General features: G+C 64.8%; 16 protein-coding genes. 10 read left to right on the top strand and 6 right to left on the bottom strand.

The window, feature by feature from the left end; all coding sequences use genetic code 11:
* The first annotated feature begins 85 nt into the window (after positions 1-85).
* Positions 86-1,060 (top strand): quinone oxidoreductase family protein, encoded by a 975-nt coding sequence (locus ACFDR6_RS12680; RefSeq protein ID WP_094890344.1) that lies wholly within the window; start codon positions 86-88, stop codon positions 1,058-1,060.
* A gap of 148 nt (positions 1,061-1,208) precedes the next feature.
* Here the strand turns inward: ACFDR6_RS12680 and ACFDR6_RS12675 are convergent, their stop codons facing one another.
* The gene (locus ACFDR6_RS12675) at positions 1,209-2,405 is read right to left on the bottom strand and encodes an acetylornithine transaminase (protein ID WP_375858477.1); all 1,197 of its coding nucleotides are present in this window, start codon (positions 2,403-2,405) and stop codon (positions 1,209-1,211) included.
* Positions 2,406-2,836: 431 nt separating this feature from the next.
* On the opposite strand from ACFDR6_RS12675, the gene ACFDR6_RS12670 reads away from it, so the two are divergent.
* Positions 2,837-3,778 (top strand): hypothetical protein, encoded by a 942-nt coding sequence (locus ACFDR6_RS12670; protein WP_375858476.1) that lies wholly within the window; start codon positions 2,837-2,839, stop codon positions 3,776-3,778.
* A 93-nt stretch (positions 3,779-3,871) separates the two neighbouring features.
* On the opposite strand, the gene rimO is transcribed toward ACFDR6_RS12670, so the two are convergent.
* Positions 3,872-5,191, bottom strand: a complete 1,320-nt coding sequence (rimO, locus tag ACFDR6_RS12665) for a 30S ribosomal protein S12 methylthiotransferase RimO (protein ID WP_212084967.1) — start codon at positions 5,189-5,191, stop codon at positions 3,872-3,874.
* A gap of 368 nt (positions 5,192-5,559) precedes the next feature.
* Here rimO and ACFDR6_RS12660 point away from each other — a divergent pair, with 368 nt between their 5' ends.
* The 6 genes from ACFDR6_RS12660 (at position 5,560) to ACFDR6_RS12635 (ending at position 12,282) form a co-directional block, all read left to right on the top strand.
* Positions 5,560-6,123, top strand: a complete 564-nt coding sequence (locus tag ACFDR6_RS12660) for a hypothetical protein (RefSeq protein ID WP_375858475.1) — start codon at positions 5,560-5,562, stop codon at positions 6,121-6,123.
* A 326-nt stretch (positions 6,124-6,449) separates the two neighbouring features.
* The gene (locus ACFDR6_RS12655) at positions 6,450-7,040 is read left to right on the top strand and encodes an ANTAR domain-containing response regulator (protein ID WP_027542860.1); all 591 of its coding nucleotides are present in this window, start codon (positions 6,450-6,452) and stop codon (positions 7,038-7,040) included.
* A complete protein-coding gene (locus ACFDR6_RS12650) occupies positions 7,037-8,200 on the top strand; it encodes a CmpA/NrtA family ABC transporter substrate-binding protein (RefSeq protein ID WP_317239448.1) in 1,164 nt (387 codons plus the stop codon). The genes ACFDR6_RS12655 and ACFDR6_RS12650 overlap by 4 nt, the downstream gene beginning before the upstream one ends.
* A gap of 334 nt (positions 8,201-8,534) precedes the next feature.
* Positions 8,535-10,319, top strand: coding sequence for a NirA family protein (locus ACFDR6_RS12645; RefSeq protein WP_375858473.1), 1,785 nt, complete (start codon positions 8,535-8,537; stop codon positions 10,317-10,319).
* Positions 10,316-11,926 carry a sulfite reductase subunit alpha gene (locus tag ACFDR6_RS12640; protein WP_212084976.1) on the top strand — a complete coding sequence of 537 codons (1,611 nt, stop codon included), beginning with the start codon at positions 10,316-10,318 and terminating at the stop codon, positions 11,924-11,926. The genes ACFDR6_RS12645 and ACFDR6_RS12640 overlap by 4 nt, the downstream gene beginning before the upstream one ends.
* Before the next feature lie 203 nt (positions 11,927-12,129).
* Positions 12,130-12,282, top strand: coding sequence for a hypothetical protein (locus ACFDR6_RS12635; RefSeq protein WP_035677849.1), 153 nt, complete (start codon positions 12,130-12,132; stop codon positions 12,280-12,282).
* Positions 12,283-12,393: 111 nt separating this feature from the next.
* On the opposite strand, the gene ACFDR6_RS12630 is transcribed toward ACFDR6_RS12635, so the two are convergent.
* The 3 genes from ACFDR6_RS12630 to pxpB are packed head-to-tail and all read right to left on the bottom strand — an operon-like array spanning position 12,394 to position 14,963.
* Positions 12,394-13,164: a LamB/YcsF family protein gene (locus ACFDR6_RS12630; protein ID WP_317239450.1), complete on the bottom strand. Its 771-nt coding sequence runs from the start codon at positions 13,162-13,164 to the stop codon at positions 12,394-12,396.
* A gap of 33 nt (positions 13,165-13,197) precedes the next feature.
* A complete protein-coding gene (locus ACFDR6_RS12625; protein ID WP_212084981.1) occupies positions 13,198-14,235 on the bottom strand; it encodes a 5-oxoprolinase subunit C family protein in 1,038 nt (345 codons plus the stop codon).
* Positions 14,232-14,963: a 5-oxoprolinase subunit PxpB gene (gene pxpB / locus ACFDR6_RS12620; protein WP_317239451.1), complete on the bottom strand. Its 732-nt coding sequence runs from the start codon at positions 14,961-14,963 to the stop codon at positions 14,232-14,234. Before pxpB ends, ACFDR6_RS12625 begins: the two co-directional genes overlap by 4 nt.
* 258 nt (positions 14,964-15,221) lie before the next feature.
* Between pxpB and ACFDR6_RS12615 the strand changes: the two genes are divergently transcribed.
* Positions 15,222-15,920 carry a ribonuclease activity regulator RraA gene (locus ACFDR6_RS12615; RefSeq protein ID WP_011087336.1) on the top strand — a complete coding sequence of 233 codons (699 nt, stop codon included), beginning with the start codon at positions 15,222-15,224 and terminating at the stop codon, positions 15,918-15,920.
* 16 nt (positions 15,921-15,936) lie between these two features.
* Positions 15,937-16,341, top strand: coding sequence for a (R)-mandelonitrile lyase (locus ACFDR6_RS12610; protein WP_375858472.1), 405 nt, complete (start codon positions 15,937-15,939; stop codon positions 16,339-16,341).
* A gap of 74 nt (positions 16,342-16,415) precedes the next feature.
* Here ACFDR6_RS12610 and ACFDR6_RS12605 read toward each other — a convergent pair whose 3' ends face one another.
* Entirely contained in the window at positions 16,416-16,772 is a 357-nt protein-coding gene (locus ACFDR6_RS12605; protein ID WP_317239453.1) for a hypothetical protein, read from the bottom strand.
* Positions 16,773-16,916 lie beyond the last annotated feature (144 nt).

Genomic DNA, 16,916 nt, shown 5'->3' with positions numbered 1-16,916 from the left:
TTTAGGCGTTCCGATGCCGTCGAGTTGACAAGGCAGGCGTGATGTCTTTCGCTTGTCCGCGAGAAGAAAAAGAGGAGGTCAGGTGATGACCAAAGCCGTCCGTGTGCACAAGGTCGGAGGCCCCGAGGCCCTGGTCTATGAGAGCGTCGACGTGCCGGCGCCCGGGCCCGGCGAGGTGCGCATCCGCCAGCACGCGGTCGGCCTGAACTTCATCGACGTCTATTACCGCACCGGTCTCTACAAGGCGCCGGGGCTGCCCTTCATCGCCGGCAACGAGGCCTCCGGCGAGGTAGTCGCGGTCGGTCCGGGCGTGACGAATTTCCATCCGGGCGACCGCGTCGCCTACTACTACAATCTCGGCGCCTACACCGGCGAGCGCAACATCCCCTGGGAGAAGCTGGTCAAGCTGCCCGATCACATCACCCACGAGCAGGGCGCCGTGCTGATGCTGAAAGGCCTGACCGTCTGGTATCTCCTGCACAAGACCTTCAAGGTCGAACCGCATCACCGCGTCCTGATCCATGCCGCCGCCGGCGGCATCGGCCTTCTGGCCTGCCAATGGGCGAGGGCGCTCGGGGCCCACGTCATCGGCACGGTCGGCTCGCGCGAGAAGGCCGAGCTCGCCGAGGCCAATGGCTGCGACCACGTCATCCTTTACAACGAGGAGGATTTCGTCGCACGCGTCAAGCAGATCAGCCGCAACGAGGGCTGCGACGTCGTCTATGACGGCGTCGGCAAGGCGACCTTCCCGGGCTCGCTGTCGTGCCTGAAGCCGCGCGGCATGTTCGTCTCCTTCGGTAACGCTTCAGGTCCAGTGCCGCCGTTCTCGATCGCCGAGCTCAACAATCACGGCTCGTTGTTCGCGACCCGGCCGAAGCTCAACGATTATGTCGGCACGCGCAAGGAGCTGCTGGAAGGCGCCGACACGCTGTTTGCCGCCGTCATCAACGGCAAGCTGCACGTGCCGATCAACCACGCCTACGCGCTCAAGGACGCGGCCAAGGCGCATATCGACCTCGAGAGCCGCAAGACCACGGGCGCGTCGATCTTGAAGCCGTAGTATCGTGTCCCGGACAAGCTGCAACGCGCGAGCATTGCAGCGCAGAGCCGGGACCCAGGGGCGACACGGGACTCGCAGAGAGATGGGCCCCCGGCTCAGCAGCGCACCGTCGAAGAGGCGCTGCGCTGCGTCCGGGGCACGAGCGGCTCTATGCCACCCGCCTTGCTGCGCCGGCCCTGGTCAGGATCCCGTCGAGACAATCGATCATCTCGGCGATCTCTGCCTTCCCGACGTTCAGCGCCGGCATGAAACGCAGGGTGTCGACCTGCGGGGCGTTGAGCAGCACGCCTTGCTCGAACGCCTGCGCGACGATGCCGGGCGCGATCGGCAGCTTGAGGTCCAGCGCGAGCAGAAGGCCGCGTCCCCGCACGCCGCCTAGGCCGTGCCGGGCCGAGACTTTCTGCAACTCGCTTTCGAGCAGCAGGCCGGTCTCGGTGACCTGCTTCAGGAAGTTCGGCTTGCCGACCTCCTCGAGCACCGCCAGCCCCGCCGCACACATGATCGGGTTGCCGTTGAACGTGCCACCCTGATCGCCATGCTCGAAGCACGAGGCACGTTCGGTCGCGAGCAGGGCGGCGAGCGGCACGCCGCCGCCGATGCCCTTGCCGAGCGTCATGACGTCGGGCGAAATCCCGGTGTGCTCGTAGTGGAAGAGCTTGCCGGTCCGGCCCATGCCGGTCTGGATCTCGTCGAAGATCAGCAGGAGGCCGTGCGCCTCAGTGAGTGCGCGCAGGTCCCGCAGGAACTGATCGCTCGCGGGCCACACGCCGGACTCGCCCTGGATCGGTTCGAGCATCACGGCAACCGTGTTGTCGTTGATCAGATTCTTCACCGAGGCGATGTTGTTGAGCTTCGCCTTCTTGAAGCCGGCGACCTTCGGCTCGAACAGCGGCTCGAACGCCTTCTTGCCCGAGGCCGACATCGTCGCCAGCGTCCGTCCGTGGAAGCCGCCCTCGAAGCTGATGATCTCGAACGCGCCGCCCTTGTGCAGGCTGCCATATTTCCGCGCGAGCTTGATCGCGCCTTCGTTGGCTTCCGCGCCGGAATTGGCGAAGAACACCTGGTCGAAGGCGCTGTTCTCGACCAGTGCCTGCGCCAGCTTGAGGCTCGGCTCGTTGTAGAAGGCCGGGCTCGGCGTCAGCAGCCGCTTGGCCTGCGCGGTGAGCGCCTCGGCAATCGCCGGCGGCGAGTGGCCGAGACAATTCACGGCCCAGCCCTGCACGAAATCGAGATAGCGCTTGCGCCCGTCGTCCCAGAGGTAGGAGCCGGCGCCGCGGACGAACACGGCCTTTGGCCGTGCGGTGATGTCCATCAGCGCATCATACGGATGGGTGGCGGTGGTCATGTCGAACTCCTCTGGAGGCGGGTGGAAAGCGGGCGCAAAAGCAGAAAGGCCGCACCTTGCGGGTGCGGCCTTCTCGAAGACTTCAGCTGAATTTTAGTGGTTCAGCGGCGTCGTCGGACATGGCGCACCCTCTCATCGTCGCGGGAGCGACGACGGAGCATTTCGGTGCGCTGATGGGTCCGAGCGTTGAACATGGGGCGCGTCCCTACAGCCGAATGGCAGGGCTTGTCAAGCGGACTGTTCCGAACCACCCGTGCGGCGCGTGCCGTCGCGTGCGGTACCATGAGCCGGATGTCGCTCGTATTTCATCCGGGTCCCGCTAGAACCATCGCGCCTCTGGCGCGTTTGTGATCGAAAGGCGGGACTTGGTTCGAACCGGACGAACGGCGGCTCAGACCAAGAGTCGCGGGACCAACGAGACAGTTTCAGCCTTGTCCGATACGCCTTATCCGATCGACCTCGACAGCATTCGCGGCGCGTTTCCGCCCGGCATCGAAGCGCCTCCGCTGCTGGTCGACTTTGCGGGTTGGCTCAAGGGGCGCCCGTGGGGCAGCGTCGGCTGTTTCTCTTTGCAGGGACAATTCTCCGATCACGCCCCGATCGTCGACGGCAGTTCCTTGCGCGACAGGTTTTCGCTGTTCATGCGGCTGCCGGACGGCTCGGCCATCGGCGGCTGGTACGGCGCAGGTCTCGACCGCGACAATCCGCCGATCGTGGGACTGGGGTCGGAAGGCGACTACGAATTGCTCGCGCCGAGCCTTGATGGTCTGCTCGCCAAACTGACCTCGCAACAATTCGACAATGCCTGGAGCGATCTCAATCCGCACGACGAGGTCGAGTGCCAGACGGTCGAGCTCGCACAATGGCTTGCCGGACGGCCGCAGGGCGAGCCGACTCCTCCGGAGGAAGCTTCGTCGGAGCTGCCCGACTTCCGAGGCTTCGTGGAGAAATGGAGCCGGGATCGCGAGGACTATTGGGCCAATCACCGGCTGATGGCGGAGCTCGGCTGGCGGCTGGCCGCGCATTTGCCCAAGGGCAAGAAGCCCTGGGACCGGACGCGCTTCGAGGTCGCGATCGTCGGCAAGCAATACGAGGCGCGCGTGCTCTCGCGCGGGCCCCAGCCGTTCGAGGAAGCTGCCTCAATCGAATCCCTGCTGCGCGATCTGCGCGAGGAGATGCGTCGTGCGCAGCCCGAGCTTGGGTTGTGGTACGCGATGAATTTTGGGCTCTATGCGGACGGTCGCGTCATGCCCAATTTCGAATACGATGTACGCCCGAACATTGACGGCGAGCCGGCAAAACTGTCCGAGGCGCAAGCCGATCTTGCGCGCGCCCCGCGCCCGGAGCGCTGGGTGCCGAAATGGCTGGCGTGACAAGTCGTAGTCCTGATTGTCGCATTTGCCAGGGTTGGCGCTGCACCAGCGACTTACCGCAGCACTATCCCAACCAGGCAGAAGGACCGGGGTCTAAAACCCCGCGACGCTGCCGTGCAGATCGTACGCATCCGCGCGCTCGATCTTCGCGGTGACGATCTCGCCGACGCGCAAGGGGCGGCGGCTGGTGAGATACACCGCGCCGTCGATTTCCGGTGCATCGGCCTTGGAGCGGCCTTTCGCTACCGTCGGGCCGACCTCGTCGATGATGACCTGCTGGCGGGTGCCGACCTTGCGCTTGAGCCTGCGCGCGGAAATCTTCTGCTGTCGCGCCATCAGCGCGTTGTAGCGCTCCTGCTTGACTTCTTCCGGCACGGGGTTCTCGATCGCATTGGACGTGGCGCCGGCCACCGGCTCGTATTTGAAACAGCCGAGACGGTCGATCTCGGCTTCATCGAGCCAGTCGAGCAGATAGGCGAAATCGGCATCGGTCTCGCCGGGGAAGCCGACGATGAAGGTGGAGCGCAGAGCGAGATCGGGGCATTCCTCGCGCCAGCGCTTGATCCGCGCCAGCGTCTTGTCCTGCGCCGCCGGGCGCTTCATCGCCTTCAGCACCTCGGGGCTCGCATGCTGGAACGGGATGTCGAGATAGGGCAGCACCGTGCCTTGCGTCATCAGCGCGATGACCTCGTCGACATGCGGGTATGGGTAGACATATTGCAGCCGGACCCAGGCGCCGAGATCGCCGAGTTCGCGCGCGAGGTCGAGGAATCTGGCGCGGACCTGGCGATCCTTCCACGGGCTCTCGGCATATTTGAGATCGACGCCGTAGGCCGAGGTGTCCTGCGAGATCACCAGCAGCTCTTTCACGCCGGCCCCGACCAGGCGCTCGGCCTCGCGCAGCACGTCGTTGGCGGGGCGCGAGACCAGGTCGCCGCGCAGCTTCGGAATGATGCAGAAGGTGCAGCGGTTGTTGCAACCCTCGGAGATCTTCAAATAGGCGTAGTGCCGCGGCGTCAGCTTGATGCCCTGCGGCGGCACCAGGTCGTGATGCGGATTGTGGGCGGGCGGCAGTGCGCGGTGCACGGCGTCGAGGACGCTTTCATATTGCTGCGGGCCGGTGATGGAGAGCACGCCGGGATAGGCCTGCTCGATCTGCTCGGGTTCCGCGCCCATACAGCCTGTGACGATCACCTTGCCGTTCTCGGCCATAGCCTCGCCGATCGCCGAGAGCGATTCCTGCTTGGCGCTGTCGAGGAAGCCGCAGGTGTTGACGATGACGATATCAGCCCCGTCATGCTTGCGGGCGAGCTCATAGCCCTCGGCGCGCAGGCGCGTGATGATGCGCTCGGAATCCACCAAGGCCTTGGGACAACCCAAGCTGTGGAAGCTAATGCGCGGCGCTCTTTCCATGAAACTTGCTTCTAGATCGTTGAGATTTGCGATCCAAGTAATTGATCTGACAGAAAAATTCAACCGTTTAGAATGCTTCCGTGATGATAAAGCGGTGCTCGTCCGTGACGGCTGGAGCTCATCGGTGCCCTGGACACAAGTCAACGCGACAGCGCAGGTTCAACACACCCGACAGGTGGTCCCCGCTGACGCGGACCTGTTGGTGGCGGGTCGCGTTGTGCTCCTTGAACGGGATAGATCAATCAGACGACCAAGGCTTAGCGGGAGCCGCGAGTTTCCGCCGGACATGGACCTCTCGCCCTTTTTGAGAGTGAACCAACCGTCCTCACTCCCGACGAACTTGCTTGATTCCACGGAGCGTAACTGCGATGCGCCGTTTCATCTTCGGCATGGCTTTGATTATCGTTTCCTATGGAGCGATGTTTCCGGCGCGAGCTGAAGTCGACAAGATCGCCCATGTCTGCGGCCGGCAAGAAGGATTATGTCCGGAATTCAGGCCACGCGTGAAAGCACCTGATCGGTGGACGAGGGACGAGGCGGCCAGTCTCAAATACGGCGCCTCGATGTTCGTGCCTAACGGGAAGAGCTTCGGTAAAGCAGAGGCAATCATCTATGCCGAAGGCCGCTACAACAAGGACCGGACCGAATTGGTTCAATGGGTCGCAGCCAGCGATCGGGACTGGGCGACGACGTCCGGCAAGAATGCCAAGATCACCACGCTTCCTTCGGTCGACCCCAAGGTCATTATCAAACGTTACGACAATCCGTCCCTGAAGGACCAACCGGTCGAAGTGATCGCGCATTACGCCGATCTCGACAAGGACGGCAATTCCTACGTCGTGCGGCTAGTGGTCTCCGGCCTCAGCGAGGCGGCGGTGCTGGCTGCCGTACCACTTCTCGACAAGATGATCGCTGGCGCGAAGATTCCGTGAGAGCATGAGCCAGATGCTCGGTCCGGCTAGCGACCGATCGGGCTCCGATAGACCACATAGCTCTGCTTCGCGTCCGAAAGCCCAAATCTCGCCTGAGCGAGTACGAGCCCGCCTGCGCGGTACGCTTTTTGGGAGCTGCAGCTCAAGCTTACATCCGTTCGTTCAGGCGCACCCGAGCGACACGAAGCTGACCTCGGGCGCAGCCGTCTGATCCATATCTGAACTGCCTGATTGAGGGGCCTGAGCTAGTTCCAATCGCTTACAATTACAACCCTTTGCAGAGCGTTCGGGCGTGCTATGGATGAATCACCTGCCGCGAGTGAGCCATGAGCGCCGAACAGTCGCCCAAAATCGTGATCGTCGACGAAAGCCCGATCCGGGCCGCGATCCTGGAGGAGGGGTTGCGGGAGGCCGGATTCACGCAGGTCGCCCATATCCGCGAGATGCAGAGCCTGCTTGCCCGTATTTATGCGGTGGACCCCGACATCATCCTGATCGATCTGGAGAACCCCAGCCGCGACGTGCTGGAGGCGATGTTCCAGGTCAGCCGCGCCGTGAAACGGCCGATTGCCATGTTCGTCGACCAGAGCGATTCCGCCTCGATCCAGGCCTCGGTCGAGGCGGGGGTCTCGGCCTATATCGTCGACGGGTTGAAGAAGGAGCGCATCAAGCCGATCCTCGACCTCTGCGTGTCCCGCTTCAACGCCTTCGCCAAGCTCCAGGAGGAACTGGAGCGCACCAAGTCGCAGCTCGAGGACCGCAAGATCATCGAACGCGCCAAGGGCATTCTGATGAAGGTGAAGGGCCTCACCGAGGACGAGGCCTATGTGCTGCTGCGCTCCACGGCGATGCGCGAGAAGAAAAAAATCGGCGAGATCGCGCAGTCGATCATCACCGCGTCGGAGATGCTGAAATGACTGCTCCCCTCCGTATCGGGTTCATTCCGCTGGTCGATGCCGCAGCCCTGATCGTTGCCGTCGACAAGGGGTTCACCGCCGCCGAGGGGCTCGAAGTCGAACTGGTGCGCGAAGTCTCCTGGTCCAACGTCCGCGACAAGCTCAATATCGGCCTGTTCGACGCCGCGCATCTGCTAGCGCCCGTGGCGATCGCGTCCTCGCTCGGGCTCGGCCACGTCAAGGTGCCGATCGCCGCGCCTTTCAATCTGGGCGTCAACGGCAATGCAATCACGGTGTCGCCGGCGCTCCATGCTGCCCTGATGGAGGAGGTCGAGGGCGACCGTTTCGACCCGCTCGCCACTGCGAAAGCGCTGGCACGGGTGGTTGCCAAGCGCCGCAAGGCAGGGGCTGAGCCGCTGACCTTCGGCATGACCTTCCCGTTCTCGACCCACAATTACCAGCTACGGTTCTGGATGGCCGCGGCCGGCGTCGATCCCGACGAGGACGTGCGCCTCGTGGTGCTGCCGCCGCCTTACATGGTCGACAGCCTCGCCAATGGCCATGTCGACGCATTCTGCGTCGGTGCGCCCTGGAACTCGATTGCAGTCGATCTCGGCATTGGTCATATCCTGCACTTCGTCTCGGACATCCTGGACCGCGCAGCGGAGAAGGTGCTGGCGGTCCGCCAGGTCTGGGCCGACAAGAATCCGGATGTGGTCGCTCGCCTCGTGCGCGCGGCAGTGAAGGCCGGCGAGTTCATCGAGCATCCGGACAACCGGACCGAGGCGGCGCGTATCCTGGCGCAGCCCGAGCGGATCGGCGTCGACGCCGAAGTCATCCAGCGCACTCTGACAGGACGCCTGAAGATTTCCCCGGATGGCACCTTCCGCGAAAGCGGCCGCTACCTTCTGGTGGGGCGGGAAGGGGCAGGGCGCCCCGATCCGGTCCAGGCCGCCTGGCTCTATGCGCAGATGGTGCGCTGGGGGCAGACCGCGCTCAGCCCGGAGGGCGTCAAGACGGCGATGGCCGTGTTCAGGCCCGACCTTTACGATGCAGCTCTCGGCCGTCGGCCGCCCGAGCAGGCTCCGGCAGCGTTCGGTGCTTTCGCTGGCCCGGTTTTTGATCCCGACAACATCCCAGGGCATCTTGAGGCCTTCGAGGTTGGGCGCTGGAAGGCCTGATTCGGGTTTGCATCGTTTTTGAGCAGTCGATTCGATCGCCCAAACATTGATCAGAGTGCCCGAATTTCGTGAACGTGCACACCCCGAGATTTTCCGGGTGGGCGCCTAATCAACTGAAAAGACGAAGCTTTCCATTTTCACTAAGCTGGCACGCAACTTGAATGTTGCAGTGCGGCCAGCTTGTCACAGGTGCCTGCTGAGCCGAGTCCTACAGCAACGAAGCTGATCGGACCGTTGGTGGCCAGGCGGGCTCTCGAGCCGGCAAGGTTGCTCGCGGGTCGCACCAATTTCCGTCGAAGCCACCGAGGTGGCCGCAGGAGCTTCGTTACCGACCATGAAAATCGATACGCTCGCAGTCGACTTTACCGACGAGCAGAAACGCTATCTCGAAGGCTTCACGACCGGTCTGCAGATCAGCCGGGTCGGGCGCGGTCTTGGCGGCGGCGGCGCCGGCAAGGCAAACGCGGAGCCGACCGGTCCCGATGCCGTGCACATCAAGGCGCAGGACAAGGTCATCGCGTCGGGCAAGAAGCTCGCCGACCAAGAGAAGTTCAAGCGCGACGAGCACCCCTTCGACGCCTATCCGAGACTGCGCCAGCAAGCGCTCGACAACGCGCCGCCGAGCCCGGCGGACAATTTCCGCTGGCGCTATTACGGCATCTTCTATGTCGCGCCGACGCAGGACTCCTACATGAGCCGCCTGCGGATTCCGAACGGCATCATGAAGCACTGGCAGATGTCAGGGCTTGCCGATCTCGCCGAAGAGCTCTGCGGCCCCTACAGCCACGTCACGACGCGCGCCAACCTGCAGCTCCGCGAGATTCCGCCGAAGCACGCGATCAAGCTGCTCGAAGGCATTCAGGAACTCGGCCTGTGCTCGCGCGGCTCCGGCGCCGACAACATCCGCAACGTCACGGGCACGCCGACGGCGGGCATCGATCCGCAGGAAATCGTCGACACGCGGCCCTATGCGCGCGAGTGGCATTACCACATCCTCAACGACCGCTCGCTCTACGGCCTGCCGCGCAAGTTCAACGTTGCCTTCGACGGCGCCGGCAGGATCGCCGTGCTGGAGGAGACCAACGACATCGCGTTTACGGCCTATGAGGTGAAGGACGGCTTCGGCGTCGAGCCCGGAATCTGGTTCCGGCTCGGCCTCGGCGGCATTACCGGCCACAAGGATTTTGCAAAGTATTCCGGCATCATCGTCAAGCCGGAGCAGGCGACCGCTGTTGCCGATGCCATCGTGCGCGTGTTCATCGACCATGGCGACCGCACCAACCGCAACAAGGCGCGGCTGAAATACGTGCTCGACGCGATGGGCCACGACGGCTTCCTCAAGCTGGTCGAGGAACGGCTGAAGACGTCATTCGTGCGCGTGCCCGAAGAGGCGTTTCTCCCGCGCCCCGCAGCGGACCGCATGGCGCATGTCGGCGTGCACAAGCAGAAGCAGGACGGCCTCAACTGGCTCGGCGTGTCGCTGACGCTCGGCAAGCTCACCTCCGAGCAGATGCGCGGCCTTGCCAAGGTTTCGCGCGACCTCGGCGACGGCGAGATTCGGCTGACGGTCTGGCAGAACCTGCTGATTTCAGGAGTGCGCGACGAGAACGTCGAACTCGCCATTGCGGCCATCAAGCAGATCGGGCTCGCGGTCGAGGCCTCGCATATCCGCGCGGGCCTGATCGCCTGCACCGGCAATGCCGGCTGTCGCTTTGCCGCGTCCAATACCAAGCGCCATGCCGCGGAGATCGGCGACTGGTGCGAGCCGCGCGTTGCAATGGACAAGCCGGTCAACATCCACGTCACCGGCTGCCACCATTCCTGTGCGCAGCATTACATCAGCGACATCGGCCTGATCGGGGCGCGCGTGCCTGTCAACGAGGACGATACGGTCGAGGGTTATCACCTCTTCACCGGCGGCGGCTTCGGTCCCGACGCCGATGTCGGGCAGGAGGTCTATCACGACCTCAAGGCCGAGGACGCGCCGAAGACGGTCGAGGCACTGCTCAAGGCCTATATCGCCCATCGCGCGTCTCCCGACGAAACCTTCCTCTCCTTCGCGCGCCGCCATGACGGCGAAGCGCTGCGCAAGCTTGCCGATGCACAGGTGTCCGCATGAACCAGATCACCCCTCCGCCCAAGCTCGACATCATTCCCGCCAGCGCCCCGTTCTCCGATGCGCAGCGCTCCTGGCTGAACGGTTTCTTCGCAGGGCTGCTGTCGCCTGACGTCGCCGCGCCGCTGTCGGCGGAGCAGGGCGCTGCCGTCATGCAAGGCGGAGCCGGTGACGGTGACGACGGCGAAGCGCCTTGGCACGACCAGACCATGCCGATCACTGAGCGGATGAAGCTCGCCGAGGGCCGTCCCGTGCGCCGCAAGATGATGGCGGCGATGGCGCAGCAGGATTGCGGCCAGTGCGGCTACAATTGCCACGACTATTCGGAGGCGATCGCAGGCCGCAGCGAAGCGCGGCTCAATCTCTGCGTTCCCGGCGGCAAGGAAACCGCGCGGATGCTGAAGTCGCTGTACGAGGAGCTCGACAAGGCCCCGGCGGCCAAGGCAGGTGACAAGCCGGACGCTCCAGCGCCGGCGGTGACCGTCACGATCGCAGAGCCCGGCCGCTCGCGCGACAACCCTGTTACCGCGACCTTCCTGTCGCGCCGCCTGCTCAACAAGGGCAAATCGGAGAAGGAAACCTATCACGTCGAGTTCGATCTTTCCGAGAGTAGGCTCGACTACGTCGTCGGCGACTCTTTTGGCGTGTTCGCGCGCAACGATGTCGGCCTCGTCGACCAGATCATCGCGCTGCTCGGCGCCTCCCACACCACCAAGGTCAACGGCAAGACGCTGCGCGAGGTGCTGATCGACGACGTCTCGCTGTCGCCGGCACCCGACACGCTGTTCGAGTTGATCTCCTTCATCACCGGCGGCGGGGCGCGCGAAAAGGCGCGGGCGCTGGCACAGGGGGAGGATCCCGATGGCGATGCCGCAACTCTCGACGTGATGGCGGCGCTGCAGAAGTTTTCCGGCACGCGGCCGCACCCGGAGGCCTTCGTCGAGGCGCTGGAGCCGCTCCAGCCGCGGCTCTATTCGATCTCGTCCTCGCACAATGCAACGCCCGGAAAGCTGTCGCTGACGGTCGATTCCGTGCGCTACGTCGTCGGCAAGCGCAGGCGTCTCGGCGTCGCCTCGACCTTCCTCGGCGAGCGCATCAATGAGGGCGAGAATCTCAAGGTCTATGTGCAGAAGGCGCACGCCTTCGGCCTGCCGCGAGACCCGAAGACGCCAATCATTATGATCGGTCCCGGCACCGGCATCGCGCCGTTCCGCGCCTTCCTGCTCGACCGCAAGGCGACCGGCGCACCCGGCAAGAACTGGCTGTTCTTCGGTCATCAGCGCAGCGATTGCGACTTCTTCTACCAGGAGGAGCTCAACGCGATGAAGACCTCGGGCCTGCTCACGCGCATGTCGCTGGCCTGGTCGCGCGACGGCGAGAAGAAGTTCTACGTACAGGACCGCATGCGTGAGGTCGGCCGCGAGGTCTGGACCTGGCTCGCCGAAGGCGCGCATCTCTACATCTGCGGCGATGCCAAGCGCATGGCCAAGGACGTCGAGCGCGCGCTGGTCGACATCGTCGCCCAGTTCGGCGCACGTTCGACCGATGAGGCCGTCAGTTTCGTCGCCGAACTCAAGAAGAGCGGCCGTTTCCAGGCTGACGTGTACTGAGGACTGTCACTCCACCATCATCCGAGCCGGTTCCAACTGGCTCGGATTTGAACGAATAAGATTCTCGGAACCCTCGTTTCGGAAGAATTTGGACCTGCAATCGGGCCCTTCCGAAGAACCATTATCGCTATTTGCGCGACCGTCTTGCCTCCCGCCCTGGTTGATCCTTCATAATCGCGCAAATGGGGCGTTGGAGATCGACCATGCGCGAACTATCGGCGGAAGCCAGACTGCACTTTTACGCGCGCTCGCTCTCGCGGCAGACCCGGGCGAACGCCCATCATCTGGCGCTCTACAGCGCGTTTGCGGTTATCGCGGCCATCGTGTTCGGCACGCTATCGGTGCATCCGTTCTGACGGTCTCGTAGGGTGGGCAAAGCGAAGCGCGCCCACCGCTTGTCTCAATCATGCGAAGATGGTGGGCACGGCGCGCTGCGCCTTTGCCCACCCTACGGCACCTCTCGTGCCTCAAGCCCCGCGCTTGAACGGCGCGACCTCGATCCCCGCAGCCTTCAACGCCTGACGCAAGCCGCGCGCTATGTCGACCGCGCCGGGCGTATCGCCGTGGATGCAGACCGTGTCGGTGCGCATCTTGATCACCTTGCCGGTGACCGAGACCACCGCGCCGTCCTGCACCATGCGCACCACGCGGTCGGCGATCGCCTTGGCATCGTGCAGCACCGCGCCGGGCTTCTTGCGCGAGACGAGATTGCCGTCGTCCTCATAGGCGCGGTCGGCGAATACCTCGTGGACCATGGGCAGGTTGGCCGCTTCGCCCGCCTGCACCAGCTTCGAATTGGCGAGCACGACGAAGATCAGGCTGGGATCGACCGCCTTGATGCCGGCGGCGATCGCCTTTGCCGTCATGTCGTCCTCGCAGGCGACGTTGGAGAGCGCACCATGCGCTTTCACATGGGTGACCTTGTGGCCGGCTGCGGTGGCGATCGCCTGAAGCGCGCCGATCTGGTAGGCGACGAGGTTCTCGATCTCGGAGGCTTTCAGCCCCGCGATCGGATGCCGGCCGAAGCCGTGCAGGTCGCGGTAGCCGGGATGTGCGCCGACCGAGACGCCGCGCGCCTTTGCAAGCTCCACCGTCCTTCGCATGATGTCGGGATCGCCGGCATGGAAGCCGCAGGCGACATTGACCGAGCTTGCGAGCTCAATCATTGCGGCGTCGTTGCCCATCTCCCACGCGCCAAAACCTTCGCCGAGGTCGCAATTGAGGTCGACTGTCTTCATGGGTGCTCTCCGCCTCTGGTCTTGTTGTTGCGTTTATGGCTCCGCGGTGACCTGCCAGGTCCCGGCGTCGACGGCGCTCACCGCATAGCCTGCAACGTTGGCATCGCTGAGCGCCTCGATGTTGAGCGCGACGGTGTCGGCAGAACGCAGCCGATCGGGCAGGGCCCGGATCAGTTGCGCGAATTTCTTTGCCTCGTCCTGCGCCTCGGCCATGCCGACCGCCTCGAAGCGAAACGCCGTTCCCGCCGAGGTCTGCGCGAGACGGCCGACATCGGCCGTGATGACAGTTGCGATCTTGGGATAGCCCCCGGAGGTACCGCGATCCATCATTAGCGCGATCGGCGAACCGTTGCCGGGGACCTGGATGCTGCCGTTGACCGTGCCGTCGGAAACGATGTTGTGGCCGTGCAGATGCTTGATGGCGGGGCCCTCAAGCCGATAACCCATGCGGTCGGACGTTGCCGAGATCTTCCACTCGCTGTCCAGGAAGAGTGCCTTGTTGGCATCGTCGAACTCGTCGTCCTGCGGCCCCAGCAGCACACGGATCGGGCCGCTCGCGGGCTTCGGCAGCTCGATCCGCAGTTCCGGTGCGCCGCTCGCCGCATCAACGTTGAACTCGTCGCCGGCCTGGAGCGGGCGCGGGTAGGGGCTGCCGAGGCCCGCGCGCGCATTGACCGCGAGACTGCCGAATACCGGCTCGCCCTTGATGGCGCCTTCGATGGCGAGATAGGTGAAGGCGCCGCCGCGGGCAAAGCCCAGCGTCAGCGTCTCGCCGTCCTTCAGCGTCACTGACGTGTCCATGGCGAGGGGGCTTCCGGCAACGTCAGCGTTACGCGGCGCGCCCGAGATCGCGACGCGTACGGCGCCGTCACGCGCGGTAAAGGAGGCGCCGAACGGCCCGATCTCGACGGCGGCCGCGAACGGCTCGTTGCCGACCAGCGTGTTCGCTGCAGCCAGCGACAACCGGTCCATCGCCCCGCTCACGGTCAGGCCATAGCGCTGCGCGCCATGGCGGCCGCCGTCCTGGACGGAGCTGGCAGGGCCGATGCTGGCGACGACGAGCCGGCTCATGCGTTCACCTGCTCGGCAACGATCTCGCCGGCTTCCGCCGCGCGGTCCAATTCGTCGAACCTCTTGTGGTCGATGGCGAAGAACGTCACGCGGTCACCGGGCTCGGTAAGGAAGGTCGGATTGCGGTGGAGCTGATAGGTTCGCACAGGCGTGCGGCCGAGCAGGTGCCAGCCGCTTGGCGCGGCCAGGCATTGGATGCCCGCCTGGATGCCGCCGATCGAGATGGTGCCGGCGGGCGTCAGCAGCCGCGGATTTTGCCGCCGCGACATGTGCAGCGATTTGTCGAGACCGCTGAGATAGGACCAGCCCGGCGTGAAGCCGATCATGGCAACCTTGTAGTCGCCGCCGGCATGGCGGGCGACGATGTCGTCTGGCGTGGTGCCGAGTGCCTTGGCGACATCCTCGAGATCGATGCCGTGCTCGCCGCCATAGGCGACGGGAATGCGCCAGCGGCGAGCCTTGGTCACCGGCGGCAGCGGCCGGGTGGCGAGCGCGAGCAGCTTGTCGCCGAGCGCGTCGAAGCCGATCTTGCTGGGATCGTAGTGCACCAGCAGCGAGCGATAGGTCGGCACGGTCTCAGTGATGCCGTCGATGGGGCTCGCAGCGAGCGCCTTGTCGAGCGCCAGCACGCGCTGGTTGGCGACGTCATCGATCGTGCGGCTGAACTCGACAGTGACGGCGCTGTCGCCACTGGGCAGAAGGCGGGGCGGGGGAAGCGTCGCGGCCATGAGCTGTCGAAGAGCTGTCGAAATCGGGCTTCTGAGGAATGCGGCCCCCGACGTGAGGGTTCCGCTTCGTCCTGCTTCGCGTAAATGCGGCCGCAAGTCCAATAAATTAATGCAAGTGGGCGCGATAAGACCTTGTTATCGCGTCGCATAACGGCTCAGCCGCCCTGCGTTATTGATGGCCTCTTGGCCCTTGACGCAAGAGCTGCGGCTCGCAAGATGCGCGCGTTCTTTCCCGCACCTCGGAGCTCGTTGTCGTCCATGTCGCTGTCCCCCGAAGCCCGCAAGACCCTCGCCGGCATCACCACCGCCACCATCACCACGGTCCTGCTGAAGAAGGGCCTGCGCAATGTGTGGATGCGGGGCGCGCGGCCGCTGCGCCCGGGCCTGCCGCGCCTGGTGGGACCGGCCTTCACGCTGCGCTTCGTGCCGGCGCGCGAGGATCTGGCGACGCCGGAATCCTGGTCGTCGCCGATCTCGACCCGTACCGCGATCGAGGCGATGCCGGAGGGATGCATCGCCGTGGTCGATGCCATGGGCATCACCGACGCCGGCATCTTCGGCGACATTCTCTGCGCCCGCATGATGAAGCGCGGCGTCACCGCGCTCGTCACTGACGGTGTCGTGCGTGACGTCGAGGGCGTGCTCGGCACCAATTTGCCGGTGTGGTGCGACGGCTATGCCGCGCCGCCCTCCGTGGCCGGCCTGACCTTCGTTGGCTGGGGCGAGCCGATCGGCTGCGGCGGGGTCGCTGTTTTCCCGAACGACATCGTGGTCGCCGACCAGGACGGCTGCGTGCTGATCCCGCAGGCGATGCTCGATCACGTCCTCAACGAGGGCGTCGAGCAGGAGCGGATGGAAGCCTGGATCGTCAACGAGGTGAACAACGGCGCGGTCTTGCCGGGGCTCTATCCCATGAACGCCGAGACCAAGGCGCGCTACGCCGCCAGCAAGAAGTAACAGGAGCGAGGACCCCATGGAGATCACTGTTGCAGGCACGCGGCCGACCCGCCGCGCGCCCAAGGAAAACTTCACCGGCACCGTGTGGCAGGACCCGGTCATCATGGCGCCCGCGCCGGCGCGGCTGAACTGCTCGCGCGTTGCCTTCGAGCCGGGCGCGCGCACCAACTGGCATTACCATCCGCTCGGGCAGACGCTCTACGTCATCTCCGGCGTCGGGCGGGTGCAGACCAAGGGCGGCCCCGTCAGGGACATCCGTCCCGGGGACACCGTCTGGATTCCGCCGGGCGAATTGCACTGGCACGGGGCCTCGCCGACCAACGGCATGTGCCACATCGCCATGCAGGAAGCGCTCGACGGCGTCTACTCGACCTGGCTGGAGCCGGTGACGGACGCGGAGTATGGGGCGGCGTTGGGCTAAGAAAGCCTTGTGCGTGTATCCCGGATTTGCGCAGCAACGCTGGCGCGTTGCAGCGCGTCCGGGACACGGCAAACCTACATCCGCTCCGCCGTCCAGGTGCCCTTGCACAGCGCGCCGCGCCAGGTGCCGGAGCCCGAGGTGCCGCTGAGCCGGCCGAAGCCTACGGCACGCTTGATACCGGTGCTCAGGGTGACGTTGATGCTGCCGGCATCGGCCACGCGGCCCGACGCCGACACGGCCGCGCTGCTCGAGGCGATCTGGCCGTTGTTGATGCCGATCGCAACGTTCGCGCCGTTGCCGCAGGTCTCGCTCGCTGACGAGATGCGAACATTCCAGGTGCCGTCGAAAGTGCTTGTCGCCGCATCAGCCTGTGCGAGCGGGAAGGCGATGGCGACGATGGTGGCGAAGAGACCCTTGCGAAATCCGTTCATGACACGCCCCTGTGGGTTGACCATGCGGGGACGGTGACATGCCTGTGGAACCGGCGATGTGAGGGCTGTCACGTGCGCGCGAGGCTGTGTGACGTTGCGCACCTCGCCACGGCACGCGCACAAAAGCAAAGGGGCCCGCATGAC

Origin of the sequence: Bradyrhizobium tunisiense (assembly GCF_042263385.1) — a bacterium.
Lineage (GTDB): Bacteria > Pseudomonadota > Alphaproteobacteria > Rhizobiales > Xanthobacteraceae > Bradyrhizobium > Bradyrhizobium tunisiense.
The sequence above is the reverse complement of the archived record's forward strand: the minus strand, read 5'-3'. Positions and strand labels throughout refer to the sequence as shown.